Raw genomic sequence first — 17,761 nt, forward strand, 5'->3', positions numbered from 1 at the left:
GCGCGCCGGACCCGCCTTGCAAGGCCAGCCGCGCAGAGGTCCCGGCTCAGGGCCGGGACGGGTCCTTCCGCAAGTACCGCTGACACGAAAACCCACATGACCGCTTACATCATCCGCCGTCTTCTGATTGCGATCCCCACGCTGTTGTTGCTGGTCGTCGCATCCTTCTTCCTGATGCACACCGCGCCGGGCGGCCCGTTCACGTCTGAACGCCCGCTGCCGCCCGAAGTGCTGGCCAACATCGAGGCGCGCTATGGCCTTGACCAGCCGCTGTGGAAACAGCTTTGGGACTATCTGACCAACATCGTCCTGCATTTCGACTTTGGTCCGTCGTTCCGGTTCAAGGACCGTGACGTGAACGACATCATCGCGCAGGGCTTCCCGATTTCGCTGACCTACGGCTCGCTGGCCTTCATCGCCGCCTCTGTCGTCGGCATCAGCCTTGGCGTCGCCGCCGCCATCCGCCACAACACGTGGATCGACTATTTCGCCGTGTCGCTGGGGATCGCCGCGCAGGCGCTGCCGAACTTCATCATGGGGCCGATCCTGATCCTGACCTTCACCCTGTGGCTGGGCTGGCTGCCCGGCGGCGGCTGGAACGGCGGCCAGTGGCAGTATCTCGTGATGCCGGTGATCGCGCTGTCGACCAGCTACATGGGCAACATCGCCCGGATCACGCGATCGTCGATGCTGGAAGTGATGAACTCGAACTTCATCCGCACCGCCCGGGCCAAGGGCCTGCCGGCCCGCACCGTGATCTGGCGCCACGCGCTGAAACCCACGCTTCTGCCGGTGATCTCGTATCTCGGTCCCGTCTTCGTCTACGTGCTGACCGGCTCGGTCTTCGTGGACCTGTATTTCTCCACCGGCGGTCTCGGACAGTCCTATGTCAGTTCGGCGCTGACGCGGGACTACGCGGTGCTTCTGGGGGTCACGATCCTGTACGGCGGTCTGACCGTCGTCGTGAACCTCGCCACCGACCTCGCTTACGCGTGGTTCGACCCGAAAATCCGGTACTGAGGAGCCGCGCATGTTTGGCAAATCCGAAAGGGCCGAGGAACTCGCGGCCGACATCACCGATTTCACCGCCGTCCGAGGCCGGTCGCTGTGGCGCGACGCGATGGACCGCTTCCTGCGCAACAAGGCGGCGATGGCGTCCGTCGTCGTGCTGGGGCTGATCGTACTGTTCGTGCTGATCGGGCCGCTGTTCGCGCAATGGTCCAACGAAGAGATCGACTGGAACCGGATGGGCGATATCCGGGGGCAGGGCATGCCCTCGATCGAGACCGGGCACTATTTCGGGCTCGATGACCTTGGCCGCGACCTTTACAGCCGGGTCATTCAGGCGACGCGGACATCGCTGCTGGTGGGCCTGATCGGCGCCGCGATGGCGCTGGTCGTGGGCACCGCCTATGGCGTGATCGCCGGGTTCTACGGCGGCAGGCTGGACAGCATCATGATGCGTTTCGTCGACATCCTGCTGGCGATCCCGCTGACGCTGGTGCTGATCCTGATCCTCGTGATCGCCGGGCGGTCCTTCACCACGCTGTTCATCGCGCTGGGCGCGGTGTCGTGGCTGACCATGAGCCGCATCGTGCGCGGCCAGACCCTGACCCTGAAAACCCGCGAGTTCATCGAGGCCGCCCGCGCCGGCGGCGTCAGCGAGCCGGGCATCATCTTCCGCCACATCCTGCCCAACCTGATGGGCGTGGTGATCGTTTACGCCTCGCTGCTGGTGCCCGAGATGATCCTTGCGGAAAGCTTCATCTCGTTCCTCGGTCTCGGCATCTCGGAGCCGATGACCTCGCTGGGGCGGCTGATTGCCGAGGGGGCGGGCACGATGGCCTATGGCACCCTGTGGCAACTGCTGTTCCCCCTGTTCTTCTACGTCACCATCATCATCACGATGTTCTTCATCGGCGATGGCCTGCGTGACGCGCTCGACCCGAAGGATCGCTGATATGTCGGTACTGAATGTCGAAAACCTGAAAGTCAGCTTCGACACGCCGGACGGCGTCGTCGAGGCGGTGAAAGGCGTGTCCTTCCACATCGAGGCGGGCGAATGCCTTGGCATCGTGGGCGAAAGCGGTTCCGGCAAAAGCCAGTCGTTCATGGCCGCGATGGGGCTGCTGCCGCCGAACGGCAAGGCCACGGGTTCTGTCACGCTGGGCGGCAAAGAGATCCTGAACCTGCCGCCGGCGCGTCTGAACAAGGTGCGCGGCGCCGACGTGGGGATGATCTTTCAGGACCCGCTGACCGCCCTGACGCCGCACCTGCGGGTGGGCGAGCAGATGGCCGAGGTGCTGAAGGTCCACAAGGGCATGTCCGGCTCGGAAGCGCGGCGGCACTGTCTGGACTGGCTGGAGCGGGTGCGCATCCCCGAAGCCGCGCGGCGGTTGAAGCAATACCCGCACGAACTGTCGGGCGGCATGCGTCAGCGCGTAATGATCGCGCAGGCGATGCTGTGCGACCCCAAGCTGCTGATCGCCGACGAGCCGACCACGGCGTTGGACGTGACCGTGCAGGCCGAGGTTCTGGACCTGATCGCGGCGCTTCAGAAAGAACACGGCACCGCCATCGCGCTGATTACGCACGACATGGGCGTCGTGGCGCGGATGTGCGACCGGATCGACGTGATGCGGCTGGGCGCTTTCGTGGAAGAGGGGACGGTCGAAGACATCTTCGCCAACCCGACCCATGACTACACCCGCCGCCTGCTGGACGCGATGCCCCGGATCGACGCCGGCGATGCGCCGGGCACCAAGGACGGAAAGACCATCCTGTCCGTGGACGACATGAAGGTTCACTTCCCCATTCGCGTCGAGGGCGGCATCTTCGGCCGGACGATACCTTTGAAGGCCGTCAACGGGGTCAGCTTCGACCTTGCCGAGGGCGAAACGCTGGGCATCGTAGGTGAATCCGGCTGCGGCAAGTCCACGCTGGCGCGCGGCGTGCTGCGTCTGGTCGAGCCGACCGACGGTGCCGTCGCGTGGCTTGGCACGGACCTGACCGACCTTGACCGCAAGCAGATGCTGAACGCCCGCAAGGACCTTCAGATCGTGTTCCAGGACCCGCTGGCCTCGCTTGACCCGCGGATGACCATCTCGGCCTCGATCGCAGAGCCGCTGAAGACCTTCCGCCCCGACATGACCTCGCGAGAGCGGAAAGAGGCGGTGCTGGAGATGATGGACCGCGTCGGGCTCGACCGGAATATGTTCAACCGCTATCCGCACGAACTGTCGGGCGGTCAGAACCAGCGTGTCGGTATCGCGCGGGCGATGATCAACAAGCCCAAGCTGATCATCTGCGACGAAGCGGTGTCGGCGCTGGACGTGTCGATTCAGGCGCAGATCGTGCAGCTTCTGAAAGAGCTGCAGGCCGAGTTCGGCATGTCGATGCTGTTCATCAGTCACGATCTATCGGTGGTCCGCGCGATCTCGAACCGGATCATGGTCCTGTACCTTGGCCGGATCGTGGAACTGGGCGATGGCGAGACGATCTGCGGCCATCCGCAGCATCCCTACACACGGTCGCTGATCTCTGCGGTGCCGATCCCGGACCCGAAGGTCGAGCGCTCGCGCGAACGCATCCGGCTGCCGGGGGAACTGCCCTCGCCGCTGGACCCAAGGGCGTCGCTGCGGTTCCTGCCCAGCCGGCTGTCTGCGGGGCAGGTGGATTACGTGCCCGAACTGACCGAGGTGGAGCCGGGGCATTTCGTGGCCGAGCATGACCCGCTTGAAGTAATCATGGCGCAAAAGCCGACCTCTGCGGAACAGGTGGCCTGAGCCGCGAAAAGCGGGGAAATCCGCCGCTGGGACGGTCGACGCTGCGTCAGACGCATCTCGGCCCTCCCGCCGCGCCGGGGCGGTGCCTATATCTGTCAGGGCCGGTCGCGGGTTTCGCGCCGGCCCTGATGCCATCGACCGAAAGGGTTTGCCCGTGAACCGCAACCTCACACGCCTCACCGCCCTTTTCGCCGCCATCGCGTTGCCCGCCAGCGCTGCCGAGTGGCGCATCCAGTCCGTGAACGGCCTGCCCGCCACCGGCGACGCGCAGATCGGCTTCACCGTCGCCGGCGAGATCGTCGGCAACACCGGCTGCAACGGATTTCAGGGCAGCGGACGCTTCGAGGACGACAAGCTGGTGATCGACCGCCCCATGGCGGTGACCCGCATGTTCTGCGATGGCGACGCGATCAACGCGCAGGAAAACGCGATTGAAGCGCTGCTGACGGGCGAAATTCTCGTTTCGTTCGACCCGTTCACCGATGCTGTTGTTCTGTCCAAGGGCGAGAACGTGATGACGCTCGTTCTGGCCGACAACGGACCCGAGGAACAGGCCGCCCCCGAAACCGCGCCCCCGGCGGACAACTAGACCTGTTTTTCCGGGCCCGGTTAAACGGGCGCTGCAACGTGTTAACTGTCAATGCACCAGTTTTGACAGGAGGCCCGTCATGGACGGAAACATCACCTTCACCACCGAAGGCCGCGGCCGCGTCTACGACAACATCGTTCAGACCGTCGGAAACACGCCGGTCGTGCGGATCAACAACCTCGCGCCCGAGGGGGTCGAGCTTTACGTCAAGGCCGAGTTCTTCAACCCCGCCGCCTCGGTCAAGGACCGGCTGGCGCTGGGCATCATCGAGGCGGCCGAGCGCTCGGGCAAGCTGAAGCCGGGCCAGACCGTTGTCGAGGCGACTTCGGGTAATACCGGCATCGGGCTGGCGATGGTCTGCGCCGCGAAGGGCTATCCGCTGGTCATCACGATGGCCGAAAGCTTCTCTGTCGAGCGCCGCCGCCTGATGCGGATGCTGGGCGCTCGGGTGATCCTGACGCCCAAGGCCGAAAAAGGCTTTGGCATGTACCGCAAGGCGGTCGAACTGGCCGAGGCGAACGGCTGGTTCCTTGCCAGCCAGTTCGAGACCGAGGCCAACGCCGACATCCACGAGGCGACCACGGGCCGCGAGATCATTGCCGATTTCGCCGGCAAGCGGCTGGACTACTTCGTCACCGGCTACGGCACCGGCGGCACCGTGACCGGCGTGTCGCGGGTGCTGCGGCGCGAGCGGCCCGAGACAAAGATCGTCCTGTCCGAGCCCGCGAACGCCCAGCTTGTCGGGTCCGGCATCGCGCAGGAACGCACCGAAAGCGGCCAGCCCGCCGCCAGCCACGGCGCGTTCGAGCCGCACCCGATTCAGGGCTGGACGCCTGATTTCATCCCTCTGGTGCTGCAAGAGGCGCTGGATGCCGGCAACTACGATCAGCTGGTGCCCGTCGCGGGAACCGAAGGCATCGAATGGGCGCGCAAGCTGGCCGCGAAGGAAGGCATCCTGACCGGCGTATCGGGCGGGTCGTCCTTCGCGGTGGCGATGCAGGTGGCGCAGAAGGCCGAGCCGGGCTCGGTGATCCTCGCGATGCTGCCCGACACCGGCGAGCGCTATCTTTCGACTCCGCTGTTCGAGGAAATCCCTGCCGAAATGTCCGAGGCAGAGCTGGAAATCTCGCGCTCGACGCCGGGCTACCAGATGCCGTGATCTAGCGGCGCGGGCGGGGCGTTTCGCCTCGCCCGCCCGCAGCGGGCGCAAGGCTCCGGGATGCGCCCGAGGTGCAATTGACACCGCCCCGCCCAAGGGTACAGTCGCCCGGATCATTGCGACCGCGGGGCACTTCGAGAATGACTGACTTTTCCAATCTGGCCGAATCCGAGCAGCAAACCGAGACGCCGGAGCAGCGTGCGGCGGAGACCCTGCGCCGGATCAAGCAGCACCAGACCGCGGGCCGCTACGACGCGGCGATGTCCTTGCTGGACAGCCTGATGGAAGAGCACCCCGGCAACGTCAAACTTGAACACTACAAGGCGATGAACCTGATCCTCATGGGCCGCAAGGACGAGGGCCGCGCCATGATGGAAGCGGCGCTTGCCAAGGCGCCCGAGGACCCGGTGCAGCTGTGCGACTTTGCCAGCCACCTTGCCGAGAACGGCGAACTGGAACGGGCGACCGAGTATTTTCAGGCCGCGGTCGAGGTGGCGCCGGATTATGCCATCGCCCGGTCGAACCTTGGTGGCGCACTGGTGCTTCAGGAAAAGCTGCAACCGGCAATCCGGCATCTGGAGCGCGCCATCGCGCTGGACAGCTCGCTGATCGACGCCCACACCAACCTCGCCACCGCCTACATGCGGACGCATCAGTACGACAAGGCGATCGACGTGCTGTTCCGCGCGCTTGCGATCAACCCGCAGGCGGTGGGCGCCCATGTCTCGCTGGCCGCCGCGCTGTTGCGCCGCGAACGCTATGAAAGCGCCGAGCACCACGCCCGCCGCGCGCTGGAACTGGCGCCCAACTCGGCCGAGGCGGCGCTGCATCTGGGCAACGCGCTGGCGTCGTCGGGCAAGATGGAAGAGGCGTCCGAGGTACTGCTGAACGTGGCGCGCGGCCCTGTCATGCCGCTGCTGGCGCTGTCGCGGCTGATCCACCTGCGCAAGACCACCGCCGATTCATCGGAACGCAAGCTGCTGGAAAGCGCGCTGCGGCAGGAACACAAGCTGGGCAAGGAGCAGCGGGCGACGCTGCACTATGCCGCCGGCAAGGCGTTCGACGACCTTGGCGAGTATGCGACCGCCTTCGACCACTTCCGCAAGGCGAACGACATCAACAAGGAACTCCATACCTATGATCCGGTCGCCGGCACCGAGCGCGCCGACCGCCTGATCGAGTTCTGCTCGCCCGAACTGCTGACCCGCTGCGCCGGGGGTGGCCTGTCGGAAACCGCGCCGATCTTCATCTGCGGCATGCCCCGGTCGGGCACCACGCTGATGGACCAGATGTTCTCGCGTCATCCGAAGGTGCAGGCGGGCGGCGAACTGCGGTCCGCCGTGATGGCGATGGCCCGCAACAAGCGGATCCGCGATGCGCTGGAGGAAAAGCTTCCCGAGGCCGAGATCACAAGCGACGACCTAAGCCGGCTGGGCGAGGAATACGTCGCCTCGGTCCATCAGGAGGGCATCAAGTCCGAGTTCCACACCGACAAGATGCCGTCCAACTATCTTTACATCGGGCTTTTGTCGCTGGCGCTGCCGCGGGCGAAGTTCCTGATCATGCGCCGGCATCCGCTGGACAACCTGCTGTCGAACTACATGCAGCACTTCGGTCGCAACCAGCCGTTCTCGGCGGATTTCGCGCATCTCGCCTCGGTCTACGCCTCGTTCGACAAGGCGGCGACGCACTGGGCCACGGCGCTGCCGGACAAGGTGCGCGAGGTGCATTACGAGGATGTCACCGCCGATCCCGAAGCGAAGATGCGCGAGGTGCTGGACTTCGTGGGGCTGGAATGGACGCCGGACGTGCTGGACTACAAGTCCTCGCTGCGGCAGGTGAACACCGCTTCGGTCAGTCAGGTGCGCGAGCCGATCTACCGCCGCGCGGTAGAGCGCTGGCGCCGCTACGGCACCTCGATGGAGCCGATGGCGCGCGAACTGCGCGAATTCCTCACCGAAGAAGAGCTGGCCGCCTGCGGTGTGACGGACTGATCGCCTCAGTCTGAACAGGCAGGTTTGTCAGAAACCCTGCCTGTTCAAGTCTCTGTATCCATCCAGATGGTGATCGGCCCGTCGTTGACGAGGCTCACCTTCATATCCGCGCCGAACCGGCCCGTCGCCACCGGCACGCCCTGCGCCTGAACCTGCGCCGCGAAGTACTCGTACAGCCGCTCTCCGTCCGCCGGAGGCGCGGCGGTCGAAAAGCCGGGGCGGTTCCCGCGCGACGTGTCGGCGGCCAGTGTGAACTGGCTGACCACCAAAGCCGCGCCCTGCGTATCGAGGACCGAGCGGTTCATCTTGCCCGCGTCATCCTCGAAGATGCGCAGCTTGGCGATCTTGGCGGCCAGCTTGTCGGCCTGCGCCTCGGTATCGCCTTGCATGGCGCAGATCAGGATCAGCAGGCCGGGCCCGATCTCTCCGATCACCGCACCCTCGACGCGCACGGCGGCGCCGGTCACCCTTTGGATCAGCGCGCGCATCTTACAGTTCGGTCTCCCACGGCGGGTTTGCCCCCGCGCGGCTGACGGTCACGGCGGCGGCCTTCACGCCCAGCGTCAGCGCGTCGGTCAGCACCCGATCATCGAGGTCGGCCAGCGCGTCCTTGGTCAGCACGCCCGCCTTGGACAGCGCCGCCAGCACACCCGCGTTGAACGTATCGCCCGCGCCAACGGTGTCGCCCACCTCGACCTTGGGGGCGGGCACGCGGACCTCGCCGGACGCCGTGATGCCGCGCCCGCCTTTCGAGCCCTCGGTGATGCAAACCACCTTTGGCCCCATCTCCAGCACCTTGCGAGCCAGCATGCCGGTGTCGCCGTCACCCATGATCCAGTGCAGGTCCTCGTCCGAGACCTTCACGATGTCCGACAGCGCGATCATCCGCTCGACCCGGCCGCGATAGGCGGCCTCGTCGGTGATGAAGCTGGTGCGGATGTTGGGGTCGATCATCACGACGCGTCCGGCGGCTTCGCGGGTGGCCAGCGCCTCGAACGCGCTGCCGCAGGGCTCGCTGACAAGGCTGATGCCGCCAAAGAACAGCGCGGTCACGTCTTCGCCCACTTCGGGCAGATCGTCGGCGGTCATCAGCCGCATCGCGGTGCCCTCGTCGTAGAAGGCATAGGTTGCCTGACCGTCGACCAGCCGCACGAAGGCCAGCGTACAGGGGCGGTCGACCAGCGGCAGATAGGCGGTGTCGACGCGGCTTTCGGTCAGCGCGTCCTGAAGCATCTCGCCGAACAGGTCCTTGCTGACCCCGCAATAGAAGCCCGCGGGCGCGCCCAGCCGTCCCAGCGCGATGGCGGTGTTGAATACCGCGCCGCCGGGGTAGGGCGCAAAGGCCTCTTCGCCCTGTTCAGAGGTCCGGGGCAGCATGTCGATGAGAGCTTCGCCGCAACAGAGGATCATCCTGGTCGCTCCTGTGTCTTGCGCCGGGCAGGGCCGGCGGTCTTGGGTCTTTCCGGTCTAGCCGGGCTTGCGCCGGGCCGCAATCGGCGCGGTGTTATCGCTACCACAACGCCGCGAAGATCAGCGACCACGCCGACAGGATCACGCCGGCAAGCACAATATAAAGCCCGTTCCACACAAGGCCCACATGGCGCGGACTCACATCTCCGAAAGCGCCGATCAGCAGGGTGGTTGCGGTGTAGGGCGAACTTGCGCCCGAGATCGCCCAGCCGGCGGTGATCGCGACGATCAGTTCGGGCGCGGTCAGGCCCAAAGCCTCGGGCGCGGGCAGCACGGGGGCCACCAGAGAGACGGCAAGGATCGGGTTCATGCCAAGTTGGCCGGTCAGCGGGATGCCCCAGACGAAGGCCAGCAGGATCACCCAAGACGGCACCACGGTCAGGTCCAGACCCGACGCCTCCATCACCGGGGCCAGCAGGCGGCTGCCGACGGTGCCGATGAAGCCGGCCATCATCAGCAGCACCATTTCGCCCCGGTAGCGCGCAAGGTCGCCGGTCAGGTAATGCGCCGCGCGCCGGCCCAGTTCGGCGACCCGGTTGCCGCGCGACTGGATCAGGATCCAGCCCGCCGACAGGATCGGCACCACCACGATCACGACGCCGACCGCCCGGATGCCGGTGAGCATGGCCAGCGTGCCGACCGACAGCATCAGGATCGCCAGCAGCAGGATCAGCGGCGTCATCGCGGACCAGTTGTCCGCCGAGGGTTTGCGCGGCGGCGGTGTGGTGGTCAGCCGGGGCTTGAAGATCGTGTCCAGCGCCCAGCCCAGCGTGACAAGGATCAGCGCCGTGACGACGCAGGGCAGCACCGAGTTGCCCCAGCTTGCGCCGGGGATAAGCGAGGTCGAGATCGCGACCGCGAAGGACAGCGGCGACCACGGCAGGGACGAGATGAAGCCGCGCTGGATCGCCAGCAGCATCCGCCGGATGCGGTGCAGGCGGATCTCCTCGTTTGGTTCCTTGCTGGCGCTGGCCAGCGACAGCCCGCCCAAAAGCGCGATGCCGCCATAGCTCAGCGGCAGGGCGAACAGGTGTCCCCCGGTGGTCAGCGCAAGATAGCGGCGGCCGGGCGGCTGTTCGGCCAGAAACCGGCCGCAACGCGCGATCGAGGGCGAGGTGTCGGCGGCGTGGCGCAGGGTTGTCAGTGCGGTGAAGAAGGCGCCGATGAAGGCGGCCTTCGCCAGCCCCTCGGCGATCTCGGTGCGCCAGTCGCCGTGAACCACGGCGGCGGCGGCGGTCAGGGCAAGGCCCACTGCCACGAAGATCTTGCCGGTGCGCCCCACGCGCGGAACGATCAGCGCCACGGCGGCGCCCGCCAGCAGCACGGCGATGCCGCCCGCAAGGTCCAAGCCGCCCCATTCGACGCCGATCACCGCCAGCGTCAGGCAAGCCATGACCGCGCCGGTCAGCGCGTCTGTCAGCGGATGGGGTCGGGTGTCGTCGCCACGCAAAGGGATCGGTCCGGCTATGCGCGTCCGAAGGGCCTCGGGCGCAGGATTCCCAGCGCTCCTATCGCAAAGCGGCGGCGGGTGCCAGCGCGGCGGCTCGTTACTGGTTCTGCGCCACGAAGTAGCCCAGCACGCCCGCCACGATCAGGCCAAGGACCACCGCGATGGCGATTTTCACCGCCGACCATGGCCGTTCGCCCTGCACCCGCCCGGTGCGCCCGTTGACCACGAAGCGATAGGTCTTGCCCCGATACTTGTAGGCGGCAAGCCAGACCGGCAGCAGGACGTGCTTGAAGGTGATGTCGCGGATGTCGGTGTCGATCCCGTGGATGCGTTGGCGGTCGCCACCGATGTCGAAGCGCACGTCGCGCTCGATCTGGCGGTCCATCCGGACCCGCGCCTCGTGGAAGCCCTCGTCCAGTTCGACCTGATAGCCCTCGGCCCGGAACCCGGCAAGGTATTCGGGGCTGTAGGGCACCAGCGCGGTCAGGTCCCACGGCTCCAGCCCGTCGGTGTATTTCTTCGGCAGCGACTTCGAGGCCAGCACCAGCACGTCGTCGAAGAACCGCGCGACGCGGCCCGACTTCGGCGACCAGCGCACGCGCGCCTCGCGCACCTGCTGGGTCTTGCCGTTCCGGGTGACGGTGCGGGTGACGTAATAGACCGTGCCGCGCTCGCCGCGATACGAGGACTTGGTGTCGGCGTCGAAGGTCCAGTAGGGCACGTAAATGCCCTGCATCTTGCGTCCCTTCCGCGCGTATTCCTGCAAGCCGTTCGGCGCGAACCACAGACGGCCCAGCCAGTCGGTCATCGCGGTGCGCGCGGCGCGTTCCTCCAGCGCGAAAGGCAACAGGCCGCGCGGCTTGATGTGACGGTGCGTGCCGGTCCCGGTGACCACGGGGGTGGCGCAGAACGGGCATTCCTTGGCGTGCACGGTGTCGTCGAATTCCACCTGAGCGCCGCAGTTCGGGCACTGCAGAACGCGGGTTTCCTCGATTTCAGCCTCGGGCAGTTTCTCGTCCAGCGCCGCGCGGAAATCCAGTTCGCGGATCGCGGGGCCGGTGTAGTGATCTTCCAGCGGCTGCTCGTTGCCGCAATGGTCGCACTTCAAATTGCCTGCCACCGGGTCAAAGCGCAAATCGGCGCCACACTGGTCGCAGGGGAAACGGTGCTCTTCGGTCATTGAAATCTCCGCGCTGGGCCGCGGCGCGACCCTAGCCTGCAAGTCGCGGGGTGGGAACCGGGATTTCCCATGGGCGGCGGGTTGCACGGCGGGATGCGCGGCCTATGGTTCGGAGCGACCGAAACCGACGGATGATCCGATGACCGACCTGTTCCGCACCGCCTGCGCCGCGGGCCTGCTGGCGCTGGGACTCGCGCCCTCCGCCGGGGCGCAAAGCGTGACCTACAGCTTCGAATGGGTCGGTGGCGGCGGCTTCTCGATGCGCGGCGGGGTGTCCTTCGACGCCAGCCTGATGGCCGAACAGCTGGTGACCGAGGACGAGGTCGAGTGTTTCGTGGTCGAAGGCTATCAGGACGACACGCCGATCGGGCGCTGGGCGCTGGGCATGCTGACCGAGACGACGACGTGGACGATGACATTCGACCCGGTGCTGGAAAAGTTCGTCGTGTTCGGCCCCGGCGCGCCGATGCCGCAGGCGTGGAACATGAACGGCATCGGCACCGATTGCGGCGAGGACGGATTCGGCTTCAACATCGGCAACGCGGCGCAGGACCTGTGTCTTGGCGGCACCTTGCTGGTCGACAGCCAGGTCAACCCGACGCGGCCCTTTCCCGCGGTCCGCAACGACGGTTTCGTCTTTCCGGGTGACGCCTGCCACGGCACCATGATCCTCAGCGCGCTGCCTCCGACCCAGTGACCGGCCGAGCGGCGCCGCCCGCTTCTTTGGTCTTCAAATATCCCCGCCGGAGGCGGAAAGTTCCTGCGGGCCGTCAGCTCCGCGCGCGCGCCATCCGCAGCAGCGTTCCGTCCCGCAGCAGCACCTGGTGGGCGATGGCGATCACCGCATGGGCCAGCGCCACCAGCATCAGCGCATTGGCGATCAGCCCGTGCACGTCCGCCGCCGCCGTGACGCCAAGATACCAGGCGGCGGCGCCGGCGGCGGGGGCGGCGATCATCAGGACATACAGCAGCCGGTGGCCCCACGCGGCGGCAAGGGCCATCCATGCGGGGCCATGAGCCTTCGGCGCGCCCCGGATCGCGCGGACCGCGACGCGCAGCGCGATGAGGATCAACGCGGCGCTGCCCAGCCAGACGTGCAGCGGCATGGCGGCGGCGCCCGAGTTCAGCCGCTCGTGCAGCACGCGGCCCATGCCGCCGTCGGTGAAATAGGCGCCGACGATTAATGCGGCGACAAGCCAGTGCAGGGCGATTTGCAGGCGCGAATAGCCTGTTGCGATATGTGCGGCCATGAAGGGCCCCCTTTCCAAGACGGGGCCGCCCGAAGGGGCGGCCTTTTCCTTGGTACGAGGGGCGCGGCGGTTTCCGTCGCGGGCCGGGTCAGATGCCCGGCGGGGGCGGCGGCGGCAGGATGGTGAACAGCTGAGCCAGTTCGCGCACGTCCTCGGCCTTCATCCAGCCGTCCTGTCCCGCGGTCCAGACATAGCTTTCCCGCGTCAGTTCGCCAGCGGCGGCCATGCGGCCCAGCGAGGCCTTCGAGAACGGGCCGGTCGTCTCGCCGTTCACGGCGATGTGCCAGACCTTCTCGGCCGGGGGCGGCGGCGGGGCCGGGGCGGCCTGCGGCGCGGGCTGGGCCTGACCGGCGGGGCGGGCGCCCCACGGTCCCATGTTCTGCGCCATCGCCAGCCCCATGCCGGCGCCCATGCCCGCGGCCATGCCGCCGCCTGCCGGGTTCTGCGCGGCGTGGGTCATCGCCTCGGCTGCCGAGAACTGGGTGAACTTGCCCAGATCGCCCACCAGTCCCATCGAGGTCCGCTTGTCCAGCACCTCTTCGACCGCCGGCGGCAGCGAGATGTTCTCGATATAGAACTCGGGGATCGTCAGACCGTATTCCGAGATGATCGGAGAGATTTCCGCCGCGATCATCTTGCCGAGGTCGGCGGTGTTCGCCGCCATGTCCAGCACCGGGATGCCCGAGCCCGCGATGGTGCGCGAGAATTCCTGCACGATGATGTTGCGGACCTGGAAGCCGATTTCGTCCATCGTGAACTCGCCATCGGTGCCGACGATCTCGGTCATGAACTTGGCGGGGTCGGTGACGCGGACGGCATAGGTGCCGAAGGCGCGGATGCGGGTCGGCCCGAATTCCGGGTCGCGCAGCATGATCGGGTTCTTGGTGCCCCACTTCAGATCGGTGAAGCGGGTCGTGTTGACGAAGTAGATCTCGGACTTGAACGGCGATTTGAAGCCGTGGTCCCAGTGCTGCAGCGTCGTCATGATAGGCATGTTGTTGGTCTCGAGCATGTAGAGACCGGGGGTGAACACGTCGGCCAACTGGCCCTCGTGGACGAACACCGCCGCCTGACCCTCGCGCACCGTCAGCTTCGCGCCGTACTTGATTTCATGCCCATGGCGTTCGAACCGCCAGACCATCGTGTCGCGGGTGTCGTCCACCCAGTGAATAACGTCGATGAATTCGCCGCTGAGAAAATCGAAGATGCCCATGCAAACCTCCAAGGCCCTGTTGCCAGCGGTGTAGCAAATGGGACCGGGTGCGGGAAGCGTGTTGCGGTGTGGCCGATGCGCCGGGGGATGTTCGGCAGGGAAGGCGGCCCGCGTCAGCCCGTGCCGCGCGCCTGTTCTGCGCCTTCAAGGGCGGCGGCGGTGGCCAGACCGTACAGCGCCGTCCAGGCGCGCCGGTCGGCGTCGGTCCAGCCGGGAATGTGGGCGGCCAGCGTTTCGATCAGAACCTCGCCCACGACGGGATAATGCGTGTCGGCAGCGCCGTAGCCGACATGGCGCGCCCCGAGGGCCCGGATTTCCGGGATCAGCGTGTCGAGATCGTCAAGCGTCTGGACCACCAGCACCAGCATCTTCTGAAGCTTGCCTGCCTGCTTTCGGATGTCGTCAGGAAAGAGCGGGCGCACGGCGGGCGCGGCCCGGAACAGCCGGCCGTAGAAATCCCGCGTCAGTTCGTCGGGCGCGCATTTCAGCCGGGCAAACCCGGTGCGGATGCGTTTGATGTCGTTCGGATCTAGCATGGGCGTCTTCGCTGGGCGGGCTTCAGTATCGCCCGGAAAACCTAACGAAGGCTTAGGAGTCGCCGCCCAGAAGTTCCGCCGCGATGACTTCGGCGATGGGCCGGGCCTCGCGCTCGGACATGCCGTTGCGCATGCGCGGGTCGTACAGCATCCGCAGCAGAAGTTCGTCGTGCTTCGTCAGCAGCGCGAATTCCTCGTCGTCGTTGAAGATCGACGGGCGCGCCATCGGGCTGTCATTCGACAGGCCAAGGCCCTGCGCCAGTTCCTCGTGGATGCAGGACCGGCGCAGCAGGTCGGGATGCTCGCCCCGGATCACCGCCACCGCCTGCGTATAGGCGCCGTCGTCGCGTGGGTCGCGGGCGAAGACAAGGCAGAACGTGGTGCGCCGCATCGTCTCGACCGTGGTGATCGCGCTTTGACTGATGTCGGGGATGATCTTGCGCAGTTCCGGGCCGATGACGCGCCGCTCGTCCTCGTTCACGATGAACACGTGATAATTCGGATTGCGGTCGGTCAGCAGCACCGGAAGCCCGGTCACCCGCGACAGGCGCGCGGTGTAAAGCGCGATCTCGTCGCGGTCGTTCTTGCGCTGCTCTTCCGGGACGGTGTCGCCGAAATGGACCTTCATCCGGATCGGCTGGTTCCAGCGGTGCAGGCGGCTTTCGGTCTGCTGCGCCACAAGGCGCCCGCCGATCGAGGCGAATTCCTCGTACAGGGCGATGCGCACGAAGTTCTCGACCAGTTGCCGGGTGCTGTAGGGCGTATCAGGCCCGCCGCCGTCCATCCGCAGAAGGCCCTGCGCGCGCAGATCGTTCTCGACCCGCGCATAGTAGGCGGCCAGTTCGCGGCTGGCGGCGGAGGGTTCCGACGGTGTTTCCGTCTCGGGCACGTCGGGACGGGCCGCGGGCGGGGGCGAAAAGCGCACCGGTTCGTCGCAGGCCGCGAGGGCCAGAAGCAGCCCCGCGACCGCCGATATGCGAATACGCCCCGTCACGATCCCCCGTCAGACCCCGGGAACCGCGGTACCGGCGGTGTCGCCGGTCCGGTCGCCGCGCGCCTTGGCCGAGGCCAGCGTCTCGCGCAGTTCCTTTTCCATCTTCTGCAACTCTTCCTCGGCGGCGGCGCGCTTGGCCTTGCCCTCGTCGGCGATCTGCAGGCTTTCCTGAATCGTGGCGATCAGGTCGGCATTGGCCTTCTTCACCGCCTCGATGTCGAACACGCCGCGTTCCATCTCTTCGCGCACGGTGCGGTTCGCCTCGCGCAGGTTCTCGGCGTTCGAGGTCAGCAGTTCGTTGGTCAGGTCGTTCGCCTCGCGCACGGCCTTGGCCGCCTCGGCGCTGCGCTGGATCGTCACCGCCTGCGCCAGCTGCGTCTCCCACAGGGGCACCGTGTTGACGAGGGTCGAGTTGATCTTCGTCACCAGCGACTTGTCGTTCTCCTGCACCAGCCGGATCGACGGCAGCGACTGCATCGTCACCTGCCGCGTCAGCTTGAGGTCATGCACACGGCGTTCCAGATCGTCGCGGGCCGAACGGATGTCGCGCAATTCCTGCGCCTTCATCACGCCTTGGTCCTCGGGGGCGGCCTCGACCTCTTTTTCCTTGGCGGGGATGGTCACCGCGTCAAGCTCTTCCAGCTTCTCTTCGCCGGCGGCGATGTACAGCGCCAGTTCGTCGTAGAAGGCCAGCGTCTTCTCGTACAGCACGTCGAGCGACTTGATGTCTTTCAGCAGCTTGTGCTCGTGACCCAGCAGGTTGTCGGTGATCTTGTCGATCTGGCCCTGCACGGTCTCGTAGCGGGCGACGAACTTGGCCATCGGGGCCATCTTGCCGGTCAGCTTCTCCCACCACGACCGCTTGCGGCGCACGTCGAGTTCAGAGACCGCGAAGCCGCGGATCGTGGTGACGATGTCGCGCAGCGAGTCGCCGGCGGGCCCCACGTCCTTGTTGCGGACGTCGGCCAGCATCGACTGACTGATTTCCTGCAATTCGGCCTGAGCCGCGGACCCGAACGAGATGATCGAGTTCGCGTCCGACATATCGATCTCTTCCATCCGCTTGCGGATGGCTTCGGCGGTGGGCGCGTCGGCCTTCTTCAGCGGCACGAGCTCGGTCTTCGGCTCGGGCAGCAGAACGGCGGTGACTTCCTCGACTTCTTTCAACGTTTCAGCGGCTTTCTGACGTACGGCCTCGGTCATGGTGCTAACCCCCTAATTGTCCCCGAAATATGCCAATTCAATACCCTACTCCGGCCGGACCCCTTCACGGGCAAGCCTGTCACGCAAAACTTCTATCTCGATATCGAGGTCAGTGCGATTGTCGCCGAGCAGCTTCTCGGTCTGTGCGCTGAAATTCGCCTCTAGATCGTCGAGCAGGGATTCGTAGTCCGCCCGCGCGCCCTGGTCCCGGGTGCGGGAATAGAGGTCGGCGAACTTCACCGTCGCGTCCTTCGCGCCCAGCAGGTAGACGCTGAGATACTTGCGGGCGCCGGTCAGGTCGCGCGGATCGTCCTCGATGGTGCGGAACATGGTCTTCACGGTGGCCTGAAACTTCTCGACCCGCCGTTCAAGACTGCGGTCGCCGGCGCGCAGGATGGCGTCGGACATGGCGGCAAGGTGTTTTTCCGCTTCGTCCACCGCCCGCGCAACGCGGTCGGACTGGAACTGGTCGATCCCCTCGGCACCCTTGTCGGTCAACGGGTCGGGGCCGAAGGACAGGAAGTGCAGGACCACGCCCAGCACCCCGAAAATCAGCGGGTTCAGCAGCTCTGCGCCGCTGGTCCATCCGGCCAGCGCAAGGCCCAAACTGGTCAGGACGGACCCGAAGATCTTGCGCGGCACGGCAGGGCGGCGGGCGATCTTGCGGGCGTCATAGGCGGCCTCGGCCTTCAGCCCCTCGCGGGTGAGGAAGGCGGCGGCCATGAGGATGCCGAACGCCACAAGGTCCAGCGCCAATCCCACGGGTTCCTTGAAGAACGCGGTGAAGACAAGGGGCAGGGGAGCGATGAACAGCAGGTTCGCGCGTCCGCCGGACCGGGGACGCCGCCCCGCCCAGCCGCGCGCCTGCGGTGCGTCCTGCGGACCCGGCTGACTGCTGCCGTCCGGGCTGAACCGCCCGCCATAGCGTTGCGCCATCG

General features: G+C 66.5%; 17 protein-coding genes. 7 read left to right on the plus strand and 10 right to left on the minus strand.

Annotated features, from left to right (window positions below; translation table 11 throughout):
- The first annotated feature begins 96 nt into the window (after positions 1-96).
- The 6 genes from oppB to ACP156_RS02050 all read left to right on the plus strand — a co-directional run bounded on the left by oppB (position 97) and on the right by ACP156_RS02050 (position 7,527).
- Positions 97-1,020 carry an oligopeptide ABC transporter permease OppB gene (oppB, locus tag ACP156_RS02025; protein WP_425049612.1) on the plus strand — a complete coding sequence of 308 codons (924 nt, stop codon included), beginning with the start codon at positions 97-99 and terminating at the stop codon, positions 1,018-1,020.
- A 10-nt stretch (positions 1,021-1,030) separates the two neighbouring features.
- Entirely contained in the window at positions 1,031-1,960 is a 930-nt protein-coding gene (locus ACP156_RS02030; protein WP_425049613.1) for an ABC transporter permease subunit, read from the plus strand.
- Between the two features lies 1 nt (position 1,961).
- Complete coding sequence (locus tag ACP156_RS02035) at positions 1,962-3,785, plus strand: dipeptide ABC transporter ATP-binding protein (protein WP_425049614.1); 1,824 nt, start codon at positions 1,962-1,964, stop codon at positions 3,783-3,785.
- Positions 3,786-3,939: 154 nt separating this feature from the next.
- Complete coding sequence (locus ACP156_RS02040; protein ID WP_425049615.1) at positions 3,940-4,374, plus strand: META domain-containing protein; 435 nt, start codon at positions 3,940-3,942, stop codon at positions 4,372-4,374.
- 79 nt (positions 4,375-4,453) lie between these two features.
- Positions 4,454-5,533, plus strand: a complete 1,080-nt coding sequence (gene cysK / locus ACP156_RS02045) for a cysteine synthase A (protein ID WP_425049616.1) — start codon at positions 4,454-4,456, stop codon at positions 5,531-5,533.
- Between the two features lie 140 nt (positions 5,534-5,673).
- Positions 5,674-7,527 (plus strand): tetratricopeptide repeat-containing sulfotransferase family protein, encoded by a 1,854-nt coding sequence (locus tag ACP156_RS02050; RefSeq protein WP_425049617.1) that lies wholly within the window; start codon positions 5,674-5,676, stop codon positions 7,525-7,527.
- A 44-nt stretch (positions 7,528-7,571) separates the two neighbouring features.
- On the opposite strand, the gene dtd is transcribed toward ACP156_RS02050, so the two are convergent.
- The 4 genes from dtd to ACP156_RS02070 form a co-directional block, all read right to left on the minus strand.
- Positions 7,572-8,015 carry a D-aminoacyl-tRNA deacylase gene (gene dtd, locus ACP156_RS02055; protein ID WP_425049618.1) on the minus strand — a complete coding sequence of 148 codons (444 nt, stop codon included), beginning with the start codon at positions 8,013-8,015 and terminating at the stop codon, positions 7,572-7,574.
- Between the two features lies 1 nt (position 8,016).
- On the minus strand, positions 8,017-8,937 hold the full coding sequence (locus ACP156_RS02060) for a carbohydrate kinase family protein (RefSeq protein WP_425049619.1): 921 nt from the start codon (positions 8,935-8,937) through the stop codon (positions 8,017-8,019).
- Between the two features lie 100 nt (positions 8,938-9,037).
- Positions 9,038-10,447: a hypothetical protein gene (locus ACP156_RS02065; RefSeq protein ID WP_425049620.1), complete on the minus strand. Its 1,410-nt coding sequence runs from the start codon at positions 10,445-10,447 to the stop codon at positions 9,038-9,040.
- A 97-nt stretch (positions 10,448-10,544) separates the two neighbouring features.
- Entirely contained in the window at positions 10,545-11,627 is a 1,083-nt protein-coding gene (locus tag ACP156_RS02070; RefSeq protein ID WP_425049621.1) for a primosomal protein N' (replication factor Y) - superfamily II helicase, read from the minus strand.
- 139 nt (positions 11,628-11,766) lie between these two features.
- Here ACP156_RS02070 and ACP156_RS02075 point away from each other — a divergent pair, with 139 nt between their 5' ends.
- The gene (locus tag ACP156_RS02075; protein ID WP_425049622.1) at positions 11,767-12,324 is read left to right on the plus strand and encodes a hypothetical protein; all 558 of its coding nucleotides are present in this window, start codon (positions 11,767-11,769) and stop codon (positions 12,322-12,324) included.
- 73 nt (positions 12,325-12,397) lie between these two features.
- Here the strand turns inward: ACP156_RS02075 and ACP156_RS02080 are convergent, their stop codons facing one another.
- From ACP156_RS02080 to ACP156_RS02105, 6 genes are all read right to left on the minus strand, one after another.
- Complete coding sequence (locus ACP156_RS02080; protein ID WP_425049623.1) at positions 12,398-12,877, minus strand: cytochrome b; 480 nt, start codon at positions 12,875-12,877, stop codon at positions 12,398-12,400.
- Positions 12,878-12,965: 88 nt separating this feature from the next.
- A complete protein-coding gene (locus ACP156_RS02085; RefSeq protein WP_425049624.1) occupies positions 12,966-14,090 on the minus strand; it encodes an SPFH domain-containing protein in 1,125 nt (374 codons plus the stop codon).
- A gap of 113 nt (positions 14,091-14,203) precedes the next feature.
- Positions 14,204-14,626 carry a globin domain-containing protein gene (locus tag ACP156_RS02090; RefSeq protein WP_425049625.1) on the minus strand — a complete coding sequence of 141 codons (423 nt, stop codon included), beginning with the start codon at positions 14,624-14,626 and terminating at the stop codon, positions 14,204-14,206.
- Positions 14,627-14,678: 52 nt separating this feature from the next.
- Positions 14,679-15,620: a DUF2927 domain-containing protein gene (locus ACP156_RS02095; protein WP_425049626.1), complete on the minus strand. Its 942-nt coding sequence runs from the start codon at positions 15,618-15,620 to the stop codon at positions 14,679-14,681.
- 9 nt (positions 15,621-15,629) lie between these two features.
- Positions 15,630-16,823: a toxic anion resistance protein gene (locus tag ACP156_RS02100; protein ID WP_425049627.1), complete on the minus strand. Its 1,194-nt coding sequence runs from the start codon at positions 16,821-16,823 to the stop codon at positions 15,630-15,632.
- A 45-nt stretch (positions 16,824-16,868) separates the two neighbouring features.
- A complete protein-coding gene (locus ACP156_RS02105) occupies positions 16,869-17,759 on the minus strand; it encodes a 5-bromo-4-chloroindolyl phosphate hydrolysis family protein (RefSeq protein ID WP_425049628.1) in 891 nt (296 codons plus the stop codon).
- Between the last annotated feature and the right edge of the window lie 2 nt (positions 17,760-17,761).

The sequence above is a fragment of the Psychromarinibacter sp. S121 genome, from assembly GCF_049801035.1.
In the GTDB taxonomy this organism is placed as follows: Bacteria; Pseudomonadota; Alphaproteobacteria; order Rhodobacterales; family Rhodobacteraceae; genus Psychromarinibacter.